This window comes from Microbacterium sp. 22242 (assembly GCF_052045495.1).
Lineage (GTDB): Bacteria > Actinomycetota > Actinomycetes > Actinomycetales > Microbacteriaceae > Microbacterium.
On sequence record NZ_JBQEOZ010000003.1, the window covers coordinates 331,313 to 353,104 of the forward strand.

The following is a 21,792-nucleotide window of genomic DNA, read 5'->3' on the forward strand; positions in this document are numbered from 1 at the left end:
ACCCCCTGTCGGATCGTCTCGGCTGCTGCGTCTGCATCGTCTACTCCGCGGGGACGGCGACGACGACCTTGGCGGGGCGCAGCTCGACGTCACCCAGGCGGTAGCCCACCTCGACGACCTCGAGCACGACGGCCTTCTCGATGCCCGGCGTGGGCTGCTGGAAGATCGCCTCGTGCTGCTGCGGGTCGAAATCCTCGCCCTTCTCGCCGTACGAGACCACTCCGAGGCGCTCCACGACAGCCCGCACCTTGTCGGCGATCGCGGCGAAGGGGGATCCCTCCACCAGGTCGCCGTGCTGCGCGGCGCGGTCGAGGTCGTCGAGCACGGGGATGAGGCCCTTGGCGGCCTCGCCCTTCGCGCGTGCGGCGTCCACGGCGCGCTGCTCCTCGGTGCGGCGGCGGTAGTTCGCGTACTCGGCCTGCAGTCGCTTGAGATCGATCAGCAGGGTGTGCTCGGCGTCGGCGAGAGCCGCGTCCTCCACGGCGTCCTCAGCGAGGGCGTCGTCGTTCTGCGCGATGTTCAGGATGTCGTCGACCGTGAGCTCATCGGCGGAGTCGGATCCGGTGCCCGGATCCGGCCGGGGGNACGCGCTCGCGTCCGGCCCCTGACCGCCGACCTCGCGGCCCTCTTCGGGCTCTTCGAAGTCCTTGGGATCCGTCATCACTTCTTCTCTTCCTCGTCGTCCACGACCTCGGCGTCCACGACGTCCTCATCGGACGCGGCGCCCTCACCGGCCGGCTCGCCCTGCGGGGCGGAGGCGGCGTCGGCCTGGGACTGGGCGTAGATCGCCTCGCCGAGCTTGGTCTGCGACTGGTTCAGCTTCTCGAACGCGGTCTTCACTGCCTCGTCGTCGTCGCCGGCCAGCGCCGTCTTGAGCGCGTCGACGTCGGCCTTGACCTCGGTCTTGACGTCCTCCGGCAGCTTGTCCTCGTTCTCCGAGATGAGCTTCTCGATCGAGTAGGACAGGGTCTCGGCCTGGTTGCGGGTCTCGGCGGACTCGCGGCGCTTCTTGTCCTCGGCGGCGTGCTCCTCGGCCTCGCGCACCATGCGGTCGATGTCCTCCTTGGAGAGCGAGGATCCGCCGGTGATGGTCATCGACTGCTCCTTGCCGGTGCCCTTGTCCTTGGCGGACACGTGCACGATGCCGTTGGCGTCGATGTCGAAGGTGACCTCGATCTGCGGGATGCCGCGGGGGGCCGGCGCGATGCCCTGCAGCTCGAAGGTGCCGAGCGGCTTGTTGTCGCGGGTGAACTCGCGCTCGCCCTGGAAGACCTGGATCGCGACCGACGGCTGGTTGTCGTCGGCGGTGGTGAAGGTCTCGCTGCGCTTGGTCGGGATGGCCGTGTTCCGCTCGATGAGCTTGGTCATCATGCCGCCCTTGGTCTCGATGCCGAGGCTCAGCGGGGTGACGTCGATGAGCAGGACGTCCTTGCGCTCGCCCTTCAGGACACCGGCCTGGAGCGCGGCGCCGACGGCGACGACCTCGTCCGGGTTCACGCCCTTGTTGGCCTCCTTGCCGGTCTCGCGCTTGACGAGCTCGGCCACGGCGGGCATGCGGGTGGAACCGCCGACGAGCACCACGTGCGCGATGTCGCCGACCTTGATGCCGGCCTCGCGGATGACGTCCTCGAAGGGCTTCTTGGTGCGGTCCAGGAGGTCCTTGGTGAGGTCCTCGAACTTGGCGCGGGTGATCGTCTCGGAAAGCGAGACGGGGCCGTTCGCGGTGAGCGAGAGGTACGGCAGGTTGACGCTGGCCGACGTGGAGGAGCTGAGCTCCTTCTTCGCCTGCTCCGCGGCCTCCTTGAGTCGCTGCAGCGCGATCTTGTCGCCGGAGACGTCGACGCCGGTCTCGTTCTTGAACTGGGTGATCAGGTAGTCGACGATGCGCTGGTCCCAGTCGTCGCCGCCGAGGCGGTTGTCGCCGGCGGTGGCGCGCACCTGGATGGTGGAGAAGTCGTCGTCCTTGCCCACCTCGAGCAGGGAGACGTCGAAGGTTCCGCCGCCGAGGTCGAAGACGAGGATGAGCTCGTCCTCCTTGCCCTTGTCCAGGCCGTAGGCGAGGGCGGCCGCGGTCGGCTCGTTGATGATGCGCAGGACGTTGAGGCCCGAGATCTCGCCGGCCTCCTTGGTGGCCTGGCGCTCGGCGTCGTTGAAGTACGCGGGGACGGTGATGACCGCGTCGGTCACGGTGTCGCCCAGGTACGCCTCGGCGTCGCGCTTGAGCTTCTGCAGGATGCGCGCGGAGATCTCCTGCGGCGTCCACTTCTTGCCGTCCACGTCGAACGACCAGTCGGTGCCCATGTGGCGCTTGACCGAGGCGATCGTGCGGTCGACGTTGGTGACGGCCTGGCGCTTCGCGGTCTCGCCGACGAGCACCTCCCCGTCCTTGGTGAAGGCGACCACCGAGGGGGTGGTGCGGAAGCCTTCTGCGTTGGCGATGACCTTGGGCTCGCCGCCCTCGAGGACGCTGACGACGGAGTTCGTCGTACCGAGGTCGATACCGACAGCACGTGCCATTTGTTTTCTCCTTCAGTCGGAAGTACGGGAAGTCTGCGCGATCCCGGGATCCTTTCGAGAAACCTGAGCCGCGATGGCTCAAGGATATGCCTCTCGTGAAGACTTGTCAAATAAACTTGATATGGGTCGGCTCAAGTTTTCAATCGGTGCGGGATGGGCAGTTCGCCCCATCGCGGTTGTCTTCAGCGGATCCCTAGGATCGGGCCATGACCTCACGCACCGCATCGGCCGCGATCCGCCTCGGCGCCGCCGCACTCCTGCTGGCCGCCGCGCTGCCGCTGAGCGCCTGCCTGAACCCGTTCGATCTGATCCGGAAGAATCCGGAGCCGCATCCGACCACGTCTGCGCCCGACCCCGACGCGGGCACCACCACGGATGAGCCGAGCGACACGTCGACGGACTCCGCCGCCGGATCCCTGTACTTCGAGGACCCGACCCTGCCCGCCGGGACCACCGCGGAGTGGTCCGACGGCCTGATCAGCGACTCCGACTGGGACTACACGACCCCCGACGACGGCAAGGGCAACTGGGGCTTCACCCGCAAGGACGGGATCTGCACCGCGAAGTTCTGGCAGGGCACGATGACGTGGAAGGGCCAGAGCGACGACCGCGCCGCATCGGACGCCGTGCTCGCAGCCGTGCTCGGCACCACGCCGGACAAGGTCTCGGCACAGGCGACCGACGACGTGCTGACGAACGCGACCAGCCAGACGTCCGACATCGCCAGCCGCACTCTGACCTATTCCGACAGCAAGGGCAGCGGCTACGCCGCCGCGCGCGGCTTCCTCGACGCCCGCATCGGCTTCTACGTCGCGGTGACCTGCACGGACGATTCCGCGAGCTCGGTCGCGTACGACGTGCTCGACGAGGACACGATCCTCATCCACTGACCTGGGTGCGCACCGGAGCGCCGCGCCCGTCAGTGCGATCCGCCGGGCGGCCCGATCAGCAGCAGCGCGGCGAACAGCGCGGCGACCGCGACCAGGATCAGCACGGCGAGCACCCACGGGCGGTGCAGGAACCAGCGCATCGTGCGGTCGTACCAGGCCGCGTCGCGCGGGTCCTCGGTGCGCTCGAGGCGCCAGTCCCCGGCGAGCCGTCCGGTGCGGTGCAGCCAGATCTCGGCGGGCACCGTGGCGTAGGGCACGATCGCGCTCGCGATGGCGAGCACGGCCACGCCCGCACCCCAGCGCTGGTGGAACGCGAGCAGCACGGCGGTCGCGCCGTAGGAGAGGAACACGAACCCGTGGACGGATCCGGCGACGGTGACGATCACCGGCGGCAGCCCGGTGGCGCGGCCGATCAGCGCGGCGATCAGCAGCGTCCAGGTGACGGCCTCGGCGATCGCGAGCACGCGGAACAGGCGGGCGGGAGTGGTGAACACGGCTCTCCTCGGGTCGGGACCCTTCCAGCGTAGGAAGACGGGTCGGCGCCCGCCCTCCGCCGGACTCCACCTTTCGATGGGTCTTCCGCGCCCCGCCCGGCCGATGCCTCAGGCGAGCAGCCGACCCCAGCGCGGGTCGAGCAGCGCGGATCCGGCCAGGTCCAGGCAGTGCCAGAGCGTGACCGCCACCGAGTCGAGCACCGGCACGCCGGTGCGGCCCTCGACCTCGGCGACGATCGGCGCGCCGTACAGGTTCGTGCACAGATAGACCAGGGCATCAGGGCCGGCCTCGGCGAGCGCGATCGACGGCGCCACCAGGGCGTCCGGGCGCACCCGGCCGAACGACTCGTTGTCGCTGAGCCCGAGCGCGGCGTGCCCGCTGACGGCGATCCCCTGGGCGGCGTAGCGCACGCGCACCTGCTCGTTGACATCGCTCGTGTACGGCGTGAGCAGGCCGATGTCGGCGAGGCCGAACCGCGCGAACGCCTCGAAGTACGCGAGCGTCGACGTGGTCGCGGGAATGCCGGTCGCGCGGGTGATCTCCGCGACGATCGCGCGATCGTGATCGGCGCCGAGCCAGGATCCCGACGTGCCGTTCCAGGCGATCACGTCCACGTCGGCCGTCGCGAGCAGCTCGGCGGCGGCCCGCATTCCGGCCGCGTCGAACTGCTGGTCGGATCCGTCGTCGAGCGCGATGCGGGTCACCGGGATCCGCGCGGAATGCACGGTGACGTCGTCGCGTCCCTCGAGCAGCCGGTAGGTCATCGGCTCCAGGCAGGTGTTCGACGAAGGCACGATCATGCCGATCCTGGTCGGTCGCGCCTCGGCGAGGACATCCGGCGCGACGCTCATGTCCGGATCCCCGGGAGAGCCGGCTCCAGGGCGTCCGGAGCGCTCGAGGACAGCGGCCCTCGGGCGAGGAAGCGGCCCACCGGGCCCGGGTCGTGGAAGCCGTTCTCGTCGAGCACGGTCCGCCCGGCGGCCACCACGACCTGCGGCCAGCCGCGCAGCGTCTTCCCGTCGAACGGCGAGAAGTCGGTGCCCATGTGCAGGGCCGTCCCGTCGACCCGGCGCTCCTCGGCTGGGTCGAACACGACCAGATCGGCGTCGCAGCCGACCTCGATCCTGCCCTTGCCGGGCAGGGCGTTGATCCGGGCGGGAGCGGCCGCGAACAGGCCGACGAACCGCTCGAGCAGCGCGTCGGTGATCGGCAGGCCTTCGGTGAGCGCGGTGAACGCGGACGGCATCCGGGTCTCGACGCCGGGCAGCCCGTGCGGCATCTGCCGGATGTCGTCGCTGTGCTCGCGCTTCTGGCTCAGGTCATAGCAGGAGTGATCGCTCGCGACCGTGTCGACGGAGCCGTCCGCGAACCGCTCCCGCAGCGCCGCGACCGTGGCGGCGTCCCGCATCGGCGGGCAGCAGGCGAACCACTCCGGAAACCGCGAGGCGTACACCCCGTCGTCCAGCAGCAGGTAGTGCGGGCAGGTCTCCGAGTACGCCTCGACGCCGCGGGCGCGGGCCTCGACGACCAGGTCGACCGCGCCGGGGGTGGACTGGTGCACGAAGTAGACCGGGACGCCGACGTACTCCGCCATCGCGAGCACCTCGCGCACCGAGGCCTCCTCGGCGAGCTCGGGACGGGTGCGGTGCAGGTGCTCGATGCCGATCTCGCCGGTGTCGGCGTGCTCCTGCGTGCAGTCCACGATGATCGCGTCGTGCTCGGCGTGGATGATGGCCAACCCCCCAAGCCGCTTCAGCTCCCGCATCACCTTGAGCACGGTGTCGCCGTCGCTCATCGTGGAGCCGCGGTTGGTCATGTACATCTTGACCGACGGGATCCCGGACGCGGCGAGCTCTTGCAGCTGCGCGGGCACGGTCTCGTCCCACGTCACGACGGATCCGTGCAGCGCGACGTCGCAGCGCGCGGCGCGGGCGAGCTCGCGCTTGTTCCGCACCGCCTCGAGCGGCGTCTCGGTCGCATCGCGCGGGATGCCGAAGTCCATGATCGTGGTGGTGCCGCCCCACAGCGCCGCAGCGCTGGCGATCGCGTAGTCGTCCAGGGTGCGGTGCGGACCGGTGATCTGCGCGACGTGGCAGTGCCCGTCGACGCCGCCCGGGATCACGGCGCGGCCCTGGGCGTCGATGCTGCGCGCGGCTGAGGGCAGCGGATCGGCGAGGTCGAGGATCGCCTGGATCCGTCCCTCCGCGATGACGATGTGTCCGGACGAGGTGCCGTCCGCGTTGACGATCCTGGCGTTGGCGATGACGAGGTCGTTCATGATCACTCGGCCCCTTCCGTGGTGATGTCGGCGTCCTGCACGCGGGCGAGCGCCCGCTCGAGGGCGGAGGAGAGCCCCTTGCGGGGTTTGCGGGGCGGCGCCGCGAAGGCGCCGGCGCGATGGGTTCCCGACCCGAGGCCGATGACGGCCTCGGCGAGGCGGACGCCGGCGCCGATCCCGTCGACGACCGGGACGGGGATCTGCCCCGCGACCTCGCGCGCGAGCCCCGCCAGCGGCGCCCCGGCGAGGATGATGACGTCGGCGCCGTCCTCGGCGACAGCCTGCTGCGCGAGGGCGACCAGCGCGGGACCGAAGTCCTGCTGCACGCTGCCGATCCCGGCGAGCGCCTGCGAGAGCGAGCGGATCGACGCGAGCCGGCCGGAGAGGCCGAAGCCCTCCACGCACTCCCGGTACCAGGCGGTGATCCGGTCCGAGATCGCGATGATCGAGAACCGGTGCCCCTGCAGCGCTGCGGCGCAGAGAGCCGCCTCGGTGATGCCGATGACCGGCACGTCCACGAGCTCCTTCAGCGCGGGCATGCCGGGATCCCCGAACGCGGCGACGACGACGCCGTCCACGGATCCCGCATACGCGGCGATGACCTCGGCGACGGCGCCGGCCGCGATCAGCGACTCGAAGCGGGTCTCGATGTACTCGAACCCGTGCGGAGCCGTCTCCACGAGCAGCTCGGTGCCGGGGCAGGCCGAACGCAGGGCCTCGGAGCGGATGAGCTCGGTCACGTCCGAGCTGATGTTGGGGTTGACGACCAGGAGTCTCATGGTGTTCTTTCGTCGGCAGTCGGGGCTGCCTCCGGCAGCTCACACGGTTTCTGGATACTGTTCGCGGTACTTCGCGATGTGCCGCGCGGACTGCTCGGCCGCGCGATCCGGGTCGCCGCTGGCGATGGCGTCGAGCAGCTGACGGTGCTCATCGACGAGCTCCGGCAGGTCGCGCACGTGGCGGAACAGCCAGTGCATCCGGCCCTGCAGCGGCTCCAGCGCGCTGCGCAGGAACGCGTTGTCGGCGATCCGGGTGACCTCGTCGTGGAACTCGCTGTTCAGCGAGTGGGTCTCGCCCAGGCTCCCCCGGGCGAGCGCGTCCCTCGCTCGGTCGACCAGTCCGGTCAGCCGCGCGATGTCGTCGTCGGTCGCCCGCTCCGCCGCCAGCCGGCAGGCCAGCACCTCCAGGGCGCTGCGCACGCTGAACAGGTCGTCGACCTGGTCCGCGTCCAGCGTCGCCACCACGGAGCCCCTGGTCGCCGGCTCGGTGACCAGGCCCTCCTGCTGCAGCATCCGGAGCGCTTCCCGCACCGGCAGCCGGGACACCTTGAACTCGGCCGCCAGGTCGCGCTCCACCAGGCGGGCCCCCGGCGCGTACTGGCCCTCGAAGATCCTGTTGCGCACGGCGTCCCTGATCACCTCGCGCAGCGGCTGAGCGCGCTGATTCTCTTCGACTGCCTGCATCACGATGCCGTCCTCCACCTTCTGCGGTCGTGGGATCCCAGCCTAGTGATGCACCCCGCCCGCGAACCGGGTCGAGGTCCGATTCGCGGACGGCGGCGATCATGCGCGGACGAGCCTCTTGCTGTAGTCGAGCGCCAGCACCGAGACGCCCATGACGATCGCCGACCCCACGAAGTAGAGCAGCGCCCAGGTGTAGCTGCCGGTGGCGCCCACGATCAGGCCGACGGCGATCGGGGTGATGAACCCTGCGACGTTGCCGCTCAGGTTCATCGCGCCGCCGAGCACGCCCGCGTTCTCACGGCCGCCGAGGGTCGCGGGAACGGCCCAGAACAGTCCGACCCAGCGCAGGAAGAAGAGCACGACCGACAGCAGCACGACGGCGGTGATCGGGTCGCCGACGAGCGTCACGCCGACCAGGCCCAGGGTGACGATCAGCGCGGCGGCACCGAGCATCGAGCGCATCACGAGGTTCGTGCCGTGGCCGCGCGAGCGCAGCTTGTCGGCGATCGTGCCGCCCAGGATCTCGCCGACGAAACCGGCGCCGAAGATCACGAAGGTCGACCACCCCACGGTCTTCAGGTCGAAGTGCTTGGCCTCGGAGAGGTACAGCGGGCCCCAGGTGAGCAGGCCGTAGAAGACGCCGTTGAAGCCGAGCCAGCCCAGGCACATGGCCCAGAAGGAGCGGAAGCGCAGGTACTGCAGCAGGCCGCGGCGGTCGGATGCCGGGGCGGCCGCGCTCTCCTCGCGGTGCGAGGCCTCGATGTACTCGGCCTCAGCCTCGTTGACGGCCCGGTGCGCGCGGGGGTTGTCGCGGACGTACCACCAGATGACCAGGCCGAGCACGACGGTCGCCGCGCCGGCGATGATGAACGCCCAGCGCCAGGATCCGGTGCTCGCGATCAGCCAGGTGATCAGGATGCCGCCGATGCCTGCGCCGAGCGGTGCGCCCGCGTCGAGGATCGTGGCGCCGCGGCCGCGCTCCTTGGTGTGCATCCACAGGGCGTTCAGCTTGCCGCCGGCCGGCATGACGCCGGCCTCAGTGACGCCGATCGCCGAGCGGGTGATGAACATGCTGAGGAACCCGCCCGCGAGGCCCGAGGCGGCGGTCGCCGCACCCCAGCCGATGCAGGAGGCGGTGACGACCTTGCGCGGGCCGAACCGGTCGATGAGGTAGCCGACCGGGACCTGCATGAGCGCGTATGTCCAGAAGAACGCGGAGAGCAGCAGGCCGACGAGCTCCGGCGGCAGGTGGAAGTCCTTCTGGATGATCGGCAGGGCGACCGAGATCGATCCGCGGTCGACGTAGTTGACGGACACCAGGATCAGGAGCAGCACGAAGAGCCGCCACCTCACCCTGGTGGGCTTGCGCGCGCTCGCGGGCGCCGCGCCGTCCGAAGCGGTCGCCGCCGCCGTGGCCTCGTTCTGAAGGGACATCGGGGTCCTCCTTCTCTTCGTTGGGAAGGGTGGGGCCGCCAAGAGGAGCGGCATGCTGATTGTGACTGTCGGAGATTGGGATCCCAAAGTGGGATCCCAATCAGAGTAGGTCGCGGACGCCGTTCCGTCAAGGGTGGGATCCCAAAAGTTCGCGAACGTCGTCTTTCTCCAGATGACAGCGCGAGGACGCCTGCGACGGAGCTCCGGCCTACACTCGGGGCATGCGCCGTCCCGCCCTGCTGGCCGTTTCGCACGGCACGTCCGACGCCGCCGGTGCCGCCGCGATCGCTCTCCTGGTGCGACGGGTCGCGGAGCGCCTCCCCGACGTCGCCGTGCACGAAGGATTCGTCGACGTGCAGCAGCCGGACGCCCCCACGGCACTGGCCTCGGTGGAGGGGCCGGTCGTGATCGTGCCGCTGCTGCTCTCCCAGGGCTTCCACGTGCGTGTGGACCTGGGCAGGGCGGCGGCCGCGCGGGCCGACGCAGTGGTCACGGAACCGCTCGGACCCGATGCGCGGCTGGCGGAGGTGCTGGCGCGCCGGCTCGAGGAGGCGGGGCTGAACGCGTCCCGCACGGATACGCCCACCCACGCGGGGACCGATCCGGATCGGTCCGAGGCGGCGGTCGTGCTCGCGGTCGCCGGCTCGCGGGATCCGCGTTCGCTCCCCGACGCGGAGGACATGGCCGCACTGCTGGCCGCTCGCCTCGGCCGCGACACCGTGCCGGCCTACCTCGCGGCCCGGGAGCCGAGCCTCGCGGACGCCGTGCTGGCGCACCCCGCTGCGGCCGTCTCGACCTACCTGCTGGCGCACGGCTACTTCTTCGACGTGACCCGCCGCGACGCCGGGTCCTCACCCGTGACCGAGCCGCTGCTGGACGCCGGGGAACCTCCGGCCGAACTCGTCGACCTGGTCGTCGACCGCTACCTGGCGGGCGAGGCGGCACTGTCCCGAGCCGCCACGGACGCTCCCTGACCTGCGCTGTTCTCCGGCCGTTCACTCCACGGCAACTCCACCGCTCACAGATGTCGGGAAGGTGGACTCGACGCCCGTCTCCCGGGCACGCATCCCGAAGGAGCACCGCATGCACGCCGCCCGATCACTCTCGACCGTCGCCCTGGCGGTCACCGCCCTCGTCGTCGCCGGCACCTCCCCCGCCCTCGCCGCCGAGACACCGGGCCAGAACGCACCGGGGCAGGACAAGGCGGGCCACTACTCCTTCGCCGTCATCGGCGACGTGCCCTACGGCAGCGCGCAGCAGGCGCTGTTCCCGCAGTGGATCCAGGAGATCAACGCCGCGAACCCGGCCATGACGTTCCACGTCGGAGACATCAAGAACGGCTCGACCCGCTGCGACGACGCGTTGTATCAGCAGATCAAGAGCGATTTCGACACGTTCCGCAACCCGCTGATCTACACGCCAGGGGACAACGAGTGGACCGACTGCCACCGGCCGAACAACGGCGCGTACAACCCGCTCGAGCGCCTCGCCTACGACCGCTCGGTGTTCTTCGCCACCCCTGGCCAGTCGCTCGGCCAGAACCCGGTGAAGCTCGACTCGCAGGCCGCCGCCGGCTTCCCCGAGAACGTGACGCTGCGCCGCGACGGCGTCGACTTCGCCGCGATCCACGTCGTCGGCAGCAACGACGGTCTGCAGCCGTGGACCGGGCTCGGCGACAGCACCGCCCGCCCCGAACAGATCGCGGCCGAGCAGGCGCGCATGGCCAACGCGATCTCCGTCGTGCACGACAGCTTCGCCACGGCGAAGCAGAAGCACGACCGCGCCGTGATGGTGCTGCTGCAGGCCGACATGTTCGACCCGACCTACACCCCTGCGCCGACCGACATCTCGGCGTTCCAGGGGCTCGTGCAGACGCTCGTCGACGAGGCGAGCGCGTTCGACGGCGAGGTGTACCTGGTCAACGGCGACAGCCACGTCTACAACGCCGACAAGCCCCTCGCCGCCGGGTCGCACTGGCTCAGCACCTACGGCGTGACCGGATCCGCCGACAACCTCACCCGGGTGACCGTGGACGGATCCTCGAACAACAAGGACTGGCTGCGGGTGACGGTCAACCGCCCCGGCGCGGACCACGTGATCAGCTGGGAACGCGTGCCCTACGCGGCGCACTGACCTGACGATCGGCCGGCGGCACGGGCCCTCCGCGGGAGGGATTCCGTGCCGCCGCCGTGCTCCAGGGACGCGCGGATCGCGGCACAACGGCGCATGCGGCGGCGCCCTATTGAAGCGCATGCAACCCGGAGGAATCTGCACCATGTCGAACAATGACGCTCCGTGTCGGAGGGCATGACACAGACGAGCGTCCGTGCGGATCCGCACGTAGCTTGTCGGCATGTCTCCCGAACCGACCGCTGCCGTGCGCGGCGCACGACCGACGACCGAACGCGCCCGCCCGCCGCGCCCGTCGTCCAAGCCCAACGGTCAGTGGAAGATCGACGGCCCCGCGCCGCTCAACGGCAATGAGGAGTGGAAGCAGGTCGACAACGGCCTGAGCGTCCGCGAGCGCATCGAGCAGATCTACTCGAAGGGCGGCTTCTCGAGCATCGACCCGACGGATCTGCACGGCCGCTTCCGCGTCTGGGGCCTGTACACGCAGCGCAAGCCCGGCATCGACGGCGGGCGCACCGCGACGCTCACCCCGGAGGAGCTCGAGGACGAGTACTTCATGCTGCGCGTGCGCATCGACGGCGGGCAGCTGACCACCGAACAGCTGCGCGTTATCGCAGGCATCTCGGTCGACTTCGCGCGGGACACCGCGGACGTCACCGATCGGCAGAACATCCAGCTGCACTGGGTCCGCGTCGAGGACGTGCCGGAGATCTGGCGGCGACTGGAGGCCGTCGGCCTGCAGACCACCGAGGCCTGCGGCGACGTGCCGCGCGTCGTGCTCGGCTCTCCCGTGGCGGGCATCTCCGCGGACGAGATCATCGACCCGACCCCGCAGATCGACGAGATCACGGACCGGTTCATCGGCGACCCTGAGCTCGCGAACCTGCCGCGCAAGTTCAAGACCGCCATCACAGGACACCCCAGCCAGGACGTCGTGCACGAGATCAACGACGTCGCGTTCGTCGGCGTCGTGCACCCCGAGCTCGGGGCGGGCTATGACCTCTGGATCGGCGGCGCCCTGTCGACCACGCCTCGCCTCGGCGAGCGCCTCGGCGTGTTCGTCGCACCCGAGCTCGTCGCCGACGTGTGGCACGGGGTGACCAGGATCTTCCGCGACTACGGCTACCGCCGGCTGCGCAACAAGGCCCGGCTGAAGTTCCTGCTGGCCGAGTGGGGCACGGAGAAGTTCCGCCGGGTCCTGGAGACGGAGTATCTCGAGGCGCCCCTCCCGGACGGCCCCGCCGCCCCGAAGCCGACCAGCCAGGGCGACCACGTCGGCATCCACCGGCAGAAGGACGGCCGGTTCTACGTCGGCGTCACGCCGCTCGTGGGCCGCGTCTCCGGCCCGAACCTCGCGAAGCTGGCCGACCTCATCGAGGCGCACGGCTCGGCACGACTGCGCACCACCCCGCACCAGAAGCTGGTGATCCTGGACATCGAGGAGGACCGGCTCCCCTCGCTGATCGCCGGCCTCGACGCGCTCGGACTGTCGTCGCGCCCCGACCTGTTCCGCCGCAGCACCATCGCGTGCACCGGCATCGAGTTCTGCAAGCTCGCGATCGTGGAGACCAAGGTGAACGCGGCGGCCGCCGTGGAGCAGCTCGAAGAGCGCCTCGCCGGGATCGAGCTGCCGCACCCCATCTCGCTGCACGTGAACGGCTGCCCCAACTCGTGCGCGCGGATCCAGACCGCCGACATCGGCCTGAAGGGCCAGCTCGTCACGATCGACGGAGAGCAGGTGCCCGGCTACCAGGTGCACCTCGGCGGCGGACTGGCGTCCACCCTGCGCGAAGAGGCCGGCCTCGGCCGCACCGTGCGCGGGCTGAAGGTAGCCGCCGACGGCATCGCCGACTACGCCGAGCGGGTCGTGCGCCGGTTCCTCGCCGATCGCGAGGCCACGGAGACGTTCGCCGAATGGGCGCATCGCGCCGACGAGGAGGCACTGCAGTGAGCACGACCGTCGACCTCGACCTGCGCCCCGCCCGCCGCTCGCTCGACGAACTGCGGGCCCTCGCCGAGCGCGGTGCGGAGGAGTTGCGCAGCGGAGCGCCCGACGAGGCCTCGCCCGCCGAAGTGGTCGCCTGGGTCGCCGCCAATGTCTCCCCCCGCCTCGCCGCCGTCGCCTGCTCGATGGCCGACGCCGCGCTGCCGCACCTCGTCGCCGAAGCACTCCCGGGTGTGGACGTGCTGTTCCTCGACACCGGGTACCACTTCCTCGAGACCACCTTCACGCGCGACGAGGTCGCCCGCACGCTGGACGTGCGGATCGTCGACGTCAAACCCGAGAAGACCGTGCGCGAGCAGGACGCCGAGTTCGGCAAGGACCTGTTCGCCCGGGACCCCGCCCTGTGCTGCGAGATGCGCAAGGTCGCCCCGCTGCACCAGGCCCTCGGCGGCTACGAGGTGTGGTTCACCGGCGTGCGCCGCGACGAGGCGCCCACCCGGGCGAACACGCCGCTGATCGCGTTCGACGAGCGCAACGGCCTGATCAAGGTCAACCCCGTGGCGGCCTGGTCGTTCGACGACCTCATCGACTACGCGACCGCGCACGAGGTGGTCGTGAACCCCCTGGTCGCGAACGGGTACCCGTCGATCGGCTGCGCGCCGTGCACCAAGCCCGTCGCCCCGGGCGAAGACCCCCGCTCCGGCCGCTGGGCCGGACTCGCCAAGACCGAATGCGGACTGCACCTATGAGCACCATCGAGACCCTGCCCGCCCCGGCCGTCGCCGACGCCGGATCCCTGACCGGCCTCGACCTGCTCGAGGCCGAGGCGATCCACATCATCCGCGAGGTCGTCGCCGAGTTCGAGCGGCCCGTGCTGCTGTTCTCCGGCGGCAAGGACTCCGTGCTCGTGCTGCACCTCGCTGCGCGCGCGTTCGCGCCGGGCCGGATCCCGTTCCCGGTGCTGCACGTCGACACCGGCCACAACTTCGACGAGGTGATCCGGTTCCGCGACGAGACGGTCGCGCGCCTGGGCCTCACGCTCGAGGTCGCCCGCGTGCAGGACTACCTCGACGACGGCCGGCTGTCCGAACGCCCCGACGGCACCCGCAACGTGCTGCAGACGCAGCCGCTGCTCGACGCGATCGCCGCGGGCAAGCACGACGCGGTGTTCGGCGGTGCCCGCCGCGACGAGGACAAGGCGCGCGCGAAGGAGCGCATCATCTCCCTGCGCGACGAGTTCGGGCAGTGGGATCCGCGCAACCAGCGCCCCGAGCTGTGGAGCCTGTACAACGGCCGGCACACCCCGGGCAAGCACGTGCGCGCGTTCCCGATCTCGAACTGGACCGAGCTGGACGTGTGGCGCTACATCGCGCGCGAGCGGATCGCACTGCCGCCGCTGTACCTCGCACACGAGCGCGACGTGTTCCGCCGCGACAACATGTGGTGGGCCGTCAACGAGCATGCCCAGCCCCGCGAGGGCGAGCAGGTCGAGCGCCGCACCGTCCGCTACCGCACGGTCGGCGACGCCAGCTGCACGGGCGCCGTCGAGTCCGACGCCGCGACGGTCGACCAGGTCGTCGCCGAGGTCGCCCGCTCCACCCTCACCGAGCGCGGCGCCACGCGCGCCGACGACCGGATCAGCGAGGCCGCCATGGAGGACCGCAAGAAGAACGGATACTTCTGATGAGCACGACCCCGACGACCACCCTGACCCGCGAAACCGAACCTGCGTCGCGAGACGGCGTTTCGGATCTGCGGTCTCGGGACGCAGATTCGGTCTCGCGGTCAGAGGGCGGCGCCGCGTTCCTCCGCGACACGACGCTGTTCCGGTTCGCGACGGCGGGATCCGTCGACGACGGCAAGTCCACGCTCGTCGGCCGGCTGCTGCACGACGCCAAGGCGATCCTCGCCGACCAGCTCGAGCAGGTCGCGCGCACCTCGGCCGACCGCGGCTTCGCGCACGGCGAGTTCGACTTCGCGTTGCTCACCGACGGGCTGCGCGCCGAGCGCGAGCAGGGCATCACGATCGACGTCGCGTACCGCTACTTCTCCACCGACGCCCGCAGCTTCATCCTCGCCGACTGCCCCGGGCACGTGCAGTACACCCGCAACATGGTCACCGGATCCGCGACCGCCGACGCCGTGGTCGTGCTCATCGACGCGCGCAAGGGCGTCGTCGAGCAGACCCGACGGCACCTCGCCGTGGTGTCGCTGCTGCGCGTGCCGCACGTGATCATCGCGGTGAACAAGATCGACCTCACCGGCTTCGACGAGGAGAACTACCGCGCCGTCGAGGACCAGGCGAACCGGGTCGCGGCCGAGCTCGGCCTGATCGACGCGCACGTCATCCCGGTGTCGGCGCTCGAGGGCGACAACATCGTGGATCCCTCCGCCCGCACCCCCTGGTATGTCGGCCCGACGCTGCGCGAGCTGCTCGAGACGCTGCCGGCGCGGCAGGCCGAGGAGGGCGCCGCGTTCCGCCTCCCGGTGCAGACCGTGATCCGTCCGCAGGGCGGCCTCTCGGCGCTGATCGACGAGGCCGAGGCCGCCGAGCTGCGCGACTACCGCGGCTTCGCCGGCCGGGTCTCGAGCGGATCCGTGCGCGTCGGCGACCGTGTGCAGGTGTTCCCCGGCGGGCACGAGACGACCGTGACCGGGATCCGCGTCGCGGGCCGCCCTGCCGAGTTCGCGCACACCGCCCAGTCGATCGCGGTGACGCTCGCCGACGAGGTGGACGCCGCCCGCGGCGCGCTCATCGCCGCCGCCGGCACCATGCCCGAGGGCCACCAGGAGGCCGAGGTCGAGATCTTCCAGCTCGACGTGCGGCCGATCACGCCCGGCGCCCGCGTGCTCGCGAAGCACGGCACCTCCACGGTGCAGGCGATCGTGAGCGAGGTGCTCTCCCGGCGCGACCTGGACACCCTCGCGCTCGAGCCCGCCGCAGAGCTGGCCGTGAACGAGATCGGCCGCGTGCGGATCCGCTTCGCATCCCCCCTGCCCCTGGAGCCGTACGTCGACGACCGCGAGGGCGGTGCGCTGCTGCTCATCCACCCGGTCGACGGCGCGACGCTCGCCGCGGCGACGGTCGTCACCCCCGCCTGACCCCCGGCCCTTCGACAGGCTCAGGGACCGACAACACCCACCCCACCCACGTCCCTTCGACAGCCCCAGGGACCGACGGCAGACCAGCACCACCCCGAACGCCACGAAGGAGGCGACAGTGAATCGCAAGACCCGCACCACGGCACGTATCAGCACGGCCCTCACCACCATCGGACTCGCGATGGCGATGCTCGCCGGCTGCGCCTCCGCCCAGGCCGCCTCGCCCGCCTCCACGGAGAGGCTCGACACGATCCGGCTCGGCTACTTCGCCACCGTCACGCACGCGCCGGCGCTGGTCGGCGTGGAGAAGGGCCTGCTCCAGAAGGAGCTCGGCTCCACGAAGCTGCACACCGAGGTGTTCAATGCCGGTCCCGCCGCGGTCGAGGCCCTCTCGGCCGGCGCGATCGACGCCGCTTACATCGGCCCCAACCCGGCCATCAACACGTTCATCAAGTCGGGTGGCGCCTCGGTGCGGGTGATCGCGGGGGCCACCAGCGGTGGCGCATCGCTCGTGGTGCGCGACGGCATCACGAGCGCCTCGGATCTGAAGGGCAAGACGCTCGCCACGCCGCAGCTCGGCAACACCCAGGACGTGGCGCTGCGCACCTGGCTCGCCTCCAAGAACCTGAAGACGACCGTGTCCGGCGGCGGCGACGTGAAGATCACCCCGACCGACAACGCGCAGACCCTGACGCTGTTCAAGAACGGCCAGCTCGACGGAGCATGGCTCCCCGAACCCTGGGCCTCGCGTCTGGTCGTCGAGGCCGGAGCGCACGTGCTGCAGGACGAGCGCGACCTCTGGCCCGACGGCGCATTCCCCACCACCGTGCTGCTGGTCGGCAAGGACTTCGCCGACCAGCACCCCGACGCGGTGAAGGAGCTGGTGGCAGGTCACCTCGACGCGCTCGACTGGATCAAGGCCCACCCGACCGAGCTCGCCGGCACCGTGAACGCGGCGCTGCAGAAGGCGACGGGCAAGGCCCTGGCCGAGGACGTGCTCACCCGCGCGCTGGGCAACGTGTCGTTCTCCGCCGATCCGCACGCCACCGCCTTCGCGACCCTCGTGAAAAACGGGGTGACCGCGGGCACGCAGACGAAGGGCTCGATCGACGGCCTGTTCGACCTGACCGCGCTGAACACGGCCCTCAAGGCCCGCAGCGAGCCGGCCGTCGACGACGGCGGACTGGGCGGGAAGAAATGACCGCCCCGTTCGCGCCGAGCTTCGACGGGGTGGCGCCCGTCCTCCCGGTGCCGGATCCGGTGGATCCTGCCGTGCGTCTCACGCACGTCACGAAGCGCTACGGATCCGGGCCGGTCGTGCTCGACGACGTGTCGCTCGACATCGCGCCGGGAGAGTTCGTGTGCCTGCTCGGCGCGAGCGGCTGCGGCAAGTCCACCCTGCTGAACCTCATCGCGGGACTCGAGCCGGTGACGGCCGGGACGCTCGGCACGCCCGCGGAGGGCGCATCCATGATGTTCCAGGACGCGGCGCTCATGCCGTGGCTGAGCGCCCGCCGCAACGTCGAGCTGGCCCTGCGTCTGCGCGGGGTGCCGCGGGCCGAGCGCAAATCCGAGGCCCTGCGCCTGCTGGGCGTCGTGAACCTCGCCGATGCCGCGGAGAAGCGCCCGCACGAGCTCTCCGGCGGCATGCGGCAGCGCGTGGCGCTCGCCCGCGCCCTCGCCCAGGACCGTCCGGTGCTGCTGATGGACGAGCCGTTCGCGGCGCTCGACGCGATCACCCGCGACCTGCTGCACGAGGTGCTGGAGAACGTGTGGCGCGAGACCGGCCGCACGATCGTGTTCGTCACGCACAACGTGCGCGAGGCCGCCCGCCTCGGCCAGCGCGTGGTGCTGCTGGGCAGCCGGCCCGGCCGGATCACCCGGGAGTGGCGGGTCACCCGCACCCGCGGGCGAAGGATCGAATCGCCCGAGGTGTCGGCCCTGGCCGCCGAGATCACCGTCGAGCTGCGGAAGGAGATCCGCCGCAATGCCGCTTGAGACCACTGATCCGGTCGCTGAGCCTGTCGAAGCGACGTCCACGGGAGTGGGCCAGGCCCCGTCGACCAGCTCAGGGAGCGGACGACGCGCGGACGACGACCTCTCCCGCCTCGAGGCGGGCCTCGACCGCCTGCAGACCGCGGCGCCCGCGCCTGCTTCGCGCACCCGCGAGCGCCTGCGCGCGGTCTTGCCGCCCGTCATCCTGCTGATCCTCCTGATCGCCGCCTGGCAGCTCTACATCGTCATCGCGCACCCGCGCCCCGACAAGGCGCCGAGCCCGTTGCAGGTCCTGGCGGCCCTCGGCGACTCCTGGCAGGCCGGGCGCCTGCAGGAGTCGGTGCTGACCAGCCTCGAGCGCGGCGGCATCGGCTTCCTCATCGCGATCGCGATCGGCACCCCGCTCGGGCTGCTGCTGGCGGAGTGGAAGCCGCTGCGCCGTGCCGCCGGTCCGCTCATCTCCGGCCTGCAGGTGCTGCCCAGCGTGGCCTGGGTGCCGGCCGCGATCATCTGGTTCGGCCTGTCGGATGCCACCGTGTACTTCGTGATCCTGATGGGCGCCATCCCGTCGATCGTGAACGGGCTGCTCGCCGGGATCGACCAGGTTCAGCCGCAGCTGCGCCGGGTCGGCACCGTGCTGGGCGCGAACCGCTGGCAGGCGGCCACGGCGATCGTGCTGCCGGCGGCCCTGCCCGGCTACCTCGCCGGCCTCAAGCAGGGCTGGGCCTTCTCCTGGCGCTCGCTCATGGCCGCGGAGATCATCGCGACCGGGGGATCCATCGGCCTGGGGCTCGGGGCGGTCCTGCAGCAGTCGCGCGACCTCGCGGATCTGCCGGCGGTGCTGGCGACGATCATCCTGATCCTGGCGATCGGCATCCTCATCGAGCTGGTGCTGTTCGCGCCGCTCGAACGCGCCGTGCTGCGCCGGCGCGGACTGCTCGCCGGGGGTGCCGCATGAACCGCTTCGGAACCGTCACGCTCGTCGGCGCAGGCCCCGGCGACGCCGGCCTGCTCACGCTGCACGGCCTGCGCGCCCTGGAGCGGGCGGATGTCATCGTCGCCGACCGCCTCGGCGCCCGTGCCGTGCTCGACCAGCTCGCAGCGGAGGGCGTTCACCTGCACGCCGAGGTCGTCGACGTCGGCAAGCTGCCCGGCCACCACCCGGTGCCGCAGGACGAGATCAACGCCCTGCTCGTGCGGCACGCGCGGGCCGGCCGCGAGGTCGTCCGCCTCAAGGGCGGCGACCCGTTCGTGCTCGGGCGCGGCCGCGAGGAGTCGCTGTACTGCGAGGCCGAGGGCATCGCCGTCCGGGTGATCCCGGGCGTGACGAGCGCGATCTCGGTGCCCGCCGTCGCCGGCATCCCGCTCACCCACCGCGGCGTCGCGACGGCGTTCACGGTCGCGAGCGCGCACGACCCGATCGAGCAGCTGCCCGGCGGATCCGACCACACCGTGGTGCTGCTCATGGGCATCGGCACTCTCGCGCACACCGCGCGGATCCTGGCCCGCGGCGCCCGCGGCGCGGACTGCCCGGTCGCGATCGTCGAGGACGGGTACGGATCCGCCGAGCGGGTCACCCTCGGCACGCTCGGCACGATCGCCGCCCTGGCCGCGAGCCGGCAGGTGCGCAACCCCGCGGTCGTCGTCGTCGGCGACGTGGTGCGGCTGTCCTCCTCCTGGCCATCGCACGAGGACGCCGACGGCCTCTCGTCCCCGATCGTGTTCCCGCAACCAGCCCTCACCTCCTCCCGATCCGACCGAAAGACCCTGCAGCCGTGACCGACACCCTCACCTCCCCGCTCCGCGTCGCGATCGTCGGCGCCGGACCCGCGGGCATCTACGCCGGCAACATCCTCGCCAACGCGATCGCCGGACGCGAAGACGGTTCTCCCCTCGACGCCGCCGGCGCCCGGTACGGCGCCGTCGAGATCGACCTGTTCGAATCGCTGCCCGCGCCCTACGGCCTGATCCGCTACGGCGTCGCGCCCGACCACCCGCGCATCAAGGGCATCGTGAACTCGCTGCACGAGATGCTCGACGCGCAGGGCGTCGACGCGGACCGGCGCACCATCCGCTTCCTCGGCAACATCGAGGTCGGCCGGGATGTCTCGATCGACGAGCTGCAGGCGCGCTACCACGCGGTGATCCTCGCGACCGGCGCGATCCGCGACGCCGCCCTCGACATCCCCGGCATCGACCTGCCCGGCTCGCACGGCGCCGCCGACTTCGTGTCGTGGTTCGACGGGCACCCCGACGTGCCGCGCACCTGGGCGCTCGACGACGAGCAGGTCGCCGTGATCGGCAACGGCAACGTCGCGCTCGACGTCGCGAGGATCCTCGCCAAGCTGCCGGAGAACCTGCGCAGCACCGAGGTGCCCGACAACGTGCTCGCCGGCCTCGAGGCCTCCGCCGTCACCGACGTGCACGTGTTCGGCCGCCGCGGACCCGCGGACATCAAGTTCACCCCGATCGAGCTGCGCGAGCTCGGCGAGGTCGCCGGCGTCGACATCCTGCTCGACGACGCCGACTTCGAGGGCGTGGATCCGGCCGCTGCCCCGAACAACCAGCTCAAGATCATGCTGCGCACCCTGAACTCGTGGCGCGACCGCCCGGAGAACAATGGCGAGGCGACCGGCGCGACCCGCCGTCTGCACCTGCACTTCTGGCACGCCCCGGTCGAGATCACCGGCGCGGGGCGCGTCGAGTCGATCCGCTTCGAGCGCACCGCCCCGAACCCGGACGGATCCGTGCGAGGCACCGGGGAGTTCGTCGAGTACCCGATCACCGGCGTCTACCGCGCGGTCGGCTACTTCGGATCGCCCATCGTGGACGTGCCGTTCGACGAGCGCCGCGGCGTCGTCCCGAACGAGGGCGGTCGCGTCGACGGCGTGGCCGGACTGTATGCGACCGGCTGGATCAAGCGCGGCCCGGTCGGCCTCATCGGGCACACCAAGTCGGATGCGACCGAGACCATCGGGAACCTCCTCGCCGATCTCGACGCCGGCCTGCTCGCCGCCCCGACCGAGACGGACGACGTCATCGCCCTGCTCACCGAGCGCGGCGTCGAGGTCACGACCTGGGACGGCTGGCTCGAGCTGGACGCGCACGAGCGCGCCCTCGGTGCCGCGCACCGGCACACCCGCGAGCGCGTCAAGGTCGTGCCGCGCGAGGAGCAGGTCGAGATCTCGCGCAGCTCCGCCCTTTCGAACACCGGGGCGACGGCACGATGACGTACGTGATCGCTCTTCCCTGTGTCGATGTGAAGGATCGTGCCTGCATCGACGAGTGCCCGGTGGACTGCATCTACGAGGGTGAGCGTTCGCTGTACATCCACCCGGACGAGTGCGTGGACTGCGGGGCGTGCGAGCCGGTGTGCCCGGTCGAGGCGATCTACTACGAGGACGACCTGCCCGAGGAGTGGGCGGACTACTACAAGGCGAACGTGGAGTTCTTCGACGAGATCGGATCCCCCGGCGGTGCCGCCAAGGTCGGCGTCTACTCGTTCGACCACCCCCTCATCGCCGCCCTCCCGCCGCAGGGGGA

Annotated in this window: 21 protein-coding genes; 13 read left to right on the top strand and 8 right to left on the bottom strand. The window is 71.1% G+C overall.

Annotated features, from left to right (window positions below; all coding sequences use genetic code 11):
• Positions 1 to 40: 40 nt before the first annotated feature.
• Both ACTJJZ_RS04805 and dnaK read right to left on the bottom strand, forming a co-directional pair.
• Positions 41 to 661, bottom strand: a complete 621-nt coding sequence (locus ACTJJZ_RS04805; RefSeq protein ID WP_440720038.1) for a nucleotide exchange factor GrpE — start codon at positions 659 to 661, stop codon at positions 41 to 43.
• The gene (dnaK, locus tag ACTJJZ_RS04810) at positions 661 to 2,517 is read right to left on the bottom strand and encodes a molecular chaperone DnaK (RefSeq protein WP_440720039.1); all 1,857 of its coding nucleotides are present in this window, start codon (positions 2,515 to 2,517) and stop codon (positions 661 to 663) included. Before dnaK ends, ACTJJZ_RS04805 begins: the two co-directional genes overlap by 1 nt.
• A gap of 206 nt (positions 2,518 to 2,723) precedes the next feature.
• Between dnaK and ACTJJZ_RS04815 the strand changes: the two genes are divergently transcribed.
• Positions 2,724 to 3,407, top strand: a complete 684-nt coding sequence (locus ACTJJZ_RS04815) for a hypothetical protein (protein WP_440720040.1) — start codon at positions 2,724 to 2,726, stop codon at positions 3,405 to 3,407.
• Between the two features lie 29 nt (positions 3,408 to 3,436).
• Here the strand turns inward: ACTJJZ_RS04815 and ACTJJZ_RS04820 are convergent, their stop codons facing one another.
• The 6 genes from ACTJJZ_RS04820 to ACTJJZ_RS04845 all read right to left on the bottom strand — a co-directional run bounded on the left by ACTJJZ_RS04820 (position 3,437) and on the right by ACTJJZ_RS04845 (position 9,077).
• Positions 3,437 to 3,901: a DUF3817 domain-containing protein gene (locus ACTJJZ_RS04820; protein ID WP_440720041.1), complete on the bottom strand. Its 465-nt coding sequence runs from the start codon at positions 3,899 to 3,901 to the stop codon at positions 3,437 to 3,439.
• A gap of 108 nt (positions 3,902 to 4,009) precedes the next feature.
• Complete coding sequence (locus tag ACTJJZ_RS04825) at positions 4,010 to 4,753, bottom strand: maleate cis-trans isomerase family protein (RefSeq protein ID WP_440720042.1); 744 nt, start codon at positions 4,751 to 4,753, stop codon at positions 4,010 to 4,012.
• Positions 4,750 to 6,180: a dihydroorotase gene (locus ACTJJZ_RS04830; protein WP_440720043.1), complete on the bottom strand. Its 1,431-nt coding sequence runs from the start codon at positions 6,178 to 6,180 to the stop codon at positions 4,750 to 4,752. The genes ACTJJZ_RS04825 and ACTJJZ_RS04830 overlap by 4 nt, the downstream gene beginning before the upstream one ends.
• 2 nt (positions 6,181 to 6,182) lie before the next feature.
• Entirely contained in the window at positions 6,183 to 6,959 is a 777-nt protein-coding gene (locus ACTJJZ_RS04835; protein ID WP_440720044.1) for an aspartate/glutamate racemase family protein, read from the bottom strand.
• A gap of 39 nt (positions 6,960 to 6,998) precedes the next feature.
• Positions 6,999 to 7,643 carry a GntR family transcriptional regulator gene (locus tag ACTJJZ_RS04840; RefSeq protein ID WP_440720069.1) on the bottom strand — a complete coding sequence of 215 codons (645 nt, stop codon included), beginning with the start codon at positions 7,641 to 7,643 and terminating at the stop codon, positions 6,999 to 7,001.
• 99 nt (positions 7,644 to 7,742) lie between these two features.
• Positions 7,743 to 9,077 (bottom strand): MFS transporter, encoded by a 1,335-nt coding sequence (locus tag ACTJJZ_RS04845; protein WP_440720045.1) that lies wholly within the window; start codon positions 9,075 to 9,077, stop codon positions 7,743 to 7,745.
• Between the two features lie 221 nt (positions 9,078 to 9,298).
• On the opposite strand from ACTJJZ_RS04845, the gene ACTJJZ_RS04850 reads away from it, so the two are divergent.
• The 12 genes from ACTJJZ_RS04850 to fdxA all read left to right on the top strand — a co-directional run.
• Positions 9,299 to 10,051, top strand: coding sequence for a sirohydrochlorin chelatase (locus ACTJJZ_RS04850; protein ID WP_440720046.1), 753 nt, complete (start codon positions 9,299 to 9,301; stop codon positions 10,049 to 10,051).
• 109 nt (positions 10,052 to 10,160) lie between these two features.
• Entirely contained in the window at positions 10,161 to 11,210 is a 1,050-nt protein-coding gene (locus ACTJJZ_RS04855) for a hypothetical protein (protein ID WP_440720047.1), read from the top strand.
• A 220-nt stretch (positions 11,211 to 11,430) separates the two neighbouring features.
• Entirely contained in the window at positions 11,431 to 13,158 is a 1,728-nt protein-coding gene (locus ACTJJZ_RS04860) for a nitrite/sulfite reductase (RefSeq protein ID WP_440720048.1), read from the top strand.
• Positions 13,122 to 13,901, top strand: a complete 780-nt coding sequence (locus ACTJJZ_RS04865) for a phosphoadenylyl-sulfate reductase (protein ID WP_440720049.1) — start codon at positions 13,122 to 13,124, stop codon at positions 13,899 to 13,901. Before ACTJJZ_RS04860 ends, ACTJJZ_RS04865 begins: the two co-directional genes overlap by 37 nt.
• Complete coding sequence (cysD, locus tag ACTJJZ_RS04870) at positions 13,898 to 14,836, top strand: sulfate adenylyltransferase subunit CysD (RefSeq protein WP_440720050.1); 939 nt, start codon at positions 13,898 to 13,900, stop codon at positions 14,834 to 14,836. The genes ACTJJZ_RS04865 and cysD overlap by 4 nt, the downstream gene beginning before the upstream one ends.
• Positions 14,836 to 16,254, top strand: a complete 1,419-nt coding sequence (locus tag ACTJJZ_RS04875; RefSeq protein ID WP_440720051.1) for a sulfate adenylyltransferase subunit 1 — start codon at positions 14,836 to 14,838, stop codon at positions 16,252 to 16,254. Before cysD ends, ACTJJZ_RS04875 begins: the two co-directional genes overlap by 1 nt.
• 118 nt (positions 16,255 to 16,372) lie before the next feature.
• Entirely contained in the window at positions 16,373 to 17,455 is a 1,083-nt protein-coding gene (locus tag ACTJJZ_RS04880; RefSeq protein WP_440720052.1) for an ABC transporter substrate-binding protein, read from the top strand.
• The gene (locus tag ACTJJZ_RS04885) at positions 17,452 to 18,252 is read left to right on the top strand and encodes an ABC transporter ATP-binding protein (protein ID WP_440720053.1); all 801 of its coding nucleotides are present in this window, start codon (positions 17,452 to 17,454) and stop codon (positions 18,250 to 18,252) included. The genes ACTJJZ_RS04880 and ACTJJZ_RS04885 overlap by 4 nt, the downstream gene beginning before the upstream one ends.
• A complete protein-coding gene (locus tag ACTJJZ_RS04890; RefSeq protein WP_440720054.1) occupies positions 18,242 to 19,207 on the top strand; it encodes an ABC transporter permease in 966 nt (321 codons plus the stop codon). The genes ACTJJZ_RS04885 and ACTJJZ_RS04890 overlap by 11 nt, the downstream gene beginning before the upstream one ends.
• The gene (gene cobA / locus ACTJJZ_RS04895) at positions 19,204 to 20,028 is read left to right on the top strand and encodes a uroporphyrinogen-III C-methyltransferase (protein WP_440720055.1); all 825 of its coding nucleotides are present in this window, start codon (positions 19,204 to 19,206) and stop codon (positions 20,026 to 20,028) included. Before ACTJJZ_RS04890 ends, cobA begins: the two co-directional genes overlap by 4 nt.
• Positions 20,025 to 21,479, top strand: a complete 1,455-nt coding sequence (locus ACTJJZ_RS04900) for an FAD-dependent oxidoreductase (RefSeq protein ID WP_440720056.1) — start codon at positions 20,025 to 20,027, stop codon at positions 21,477 to 21,479. Before cobA ends, ACTJJZ_RS04900 begins: the two co-directional genes overlap by 4 nt.
• On the top strand, positions 21,476 to 21,792 hold a 317-nt coding region (gene fdxA / locus ACTJJZ_RS04905), incomplete at its 3' end, for a ferredoxin (RefSeq protein WP_440720057.1). The genes ACTJJZ_RS04900 and fdxA, both read left to right, overlap by 4 nt.

What these genes read in the sequence shown, in the direction of transcription:
- dnaK (WP_440720039.1), bottom strand. Translation starts at nt 2,517, where the DNA reads ATGGCACGTGCTGTCGGTATCGACCTCGGTACGACGAACTCCGTCGTC.
- ACTJJZ_RS04815 (WP_440720040.1), top strand. Translation starts at nt 2,724, where the DNA reads ATGACCTCACGCACCGCATCGGCCGCGATCCGCCTCGGCGCCGCCGCA.
- ACTJJZ_RS04825 (WP_440720042.1), bottom strand. Translation starts at nt 4,753, where the DNA reads ATGAGCGTCGCGCCGGATGTCCTCGCCGAGGCGCGACCGACCAGGATC.
- ACTJJZ_RS04830 (WP_440720043.1), bottom strand. Translation starts at nt 6,180, where the DNA reads ATGAACGACCTCGTCATCGCCAACGCCAGGATCGTCAACGCGGACGGC.
- ACTJJZ_RS04835 (WP_440720044.1), bottom strand. Translation starts at nt 6,959, where the DNA reads ATGAGACTCCTGGTCGTCAACCCCAACATCAGCTCGGACGTGACCGAG.
- ACTJJZ_RS04840 (WP_440720069.1), bottom strand. Translation starts at nt 7,643, where the DNA reads ATGCAGGCAGTCGAAGAGAATCAGCGCGCTCAGCCGCTGCGCGAGGTG.
- ACTJJZ_RS04845 (WP_440720045.1), bottom strand. Translation starts at nt 9,077, where the DNA reads ATGTCCCTTCAGAACGAGGCCACGGCGGCGGCGACCGCTTCGGACGGC.
- ACTJJZ_RS04850 (WP_440720046.1), top strand. Translation starts at nt 9,299, where the DNA reads ATGCGCCGTCCCGCCCTGCTGGCCGTTTCGCACGGCACGTCCGACGCC.
- ACTJJZ_RS04855 (WP_440720047.1), top strand. Translation starts at nt 10,161, where the DNA reads ATGCACGCCGCCCGATCACTCTCGACCGTCGCCCTGGCGGTCACCGCC.
- ACTJJZ_RS04860 (WP_440720048.1), top strand. Translation starts at nt 11,431, where the DNA reads ATGTCTCCCGAACCGACCGCTGCCGTGCGCGGCGCACGACCGACGACC.
- ACTJJZ_RS04865 (WP_440720049.1), top strand. Translation starts at nt 13,122, where the DNA reads ATGGGCGCATCGCGCCGACGAGGAGGCACTGCAGTGAGCACGACCGTC.
- cysD (WP_440720050.1), top strand. Translation starts at nt 13,898, where the DNA reads ATGAGCACCATCGAGACCCTGCCCGCCCCGGCCGTCGCCGACGCCGGA.
- ACTJJZ_RS04875 (WP_440720051.1), top strand. Translation starts at nt 14,836, where the DNA reads ATGAGCACGACCCCGACGACCACCCTGACCCGCGAAACCGAACCTGCG.
- ACTJJZ_RS04885 (WP_440720053.1), top strand. Translation starts at nt 17,452, where the DNA reads ATGACCGCCCCGTTCGCGCCGAGCTTCGACGGGGTGGCGCCCGTCCTC.
- ACTJJZ_RS04890 (WP_440720054.1), top strand. Translation starts at nt 18,242, where the DNA reads ATGCCGCTTGAGACCACTGATCCGGTCGCTGAGCCTGTCGAAGCGACG.
- cobA (WP_440720055.1), top strand. Translation starts at nt 19,204, where the DNA reads ATGAACCGCTTCGGAACCGTCACGCTCGTCGGCGCAGGCCCCGGCGAC.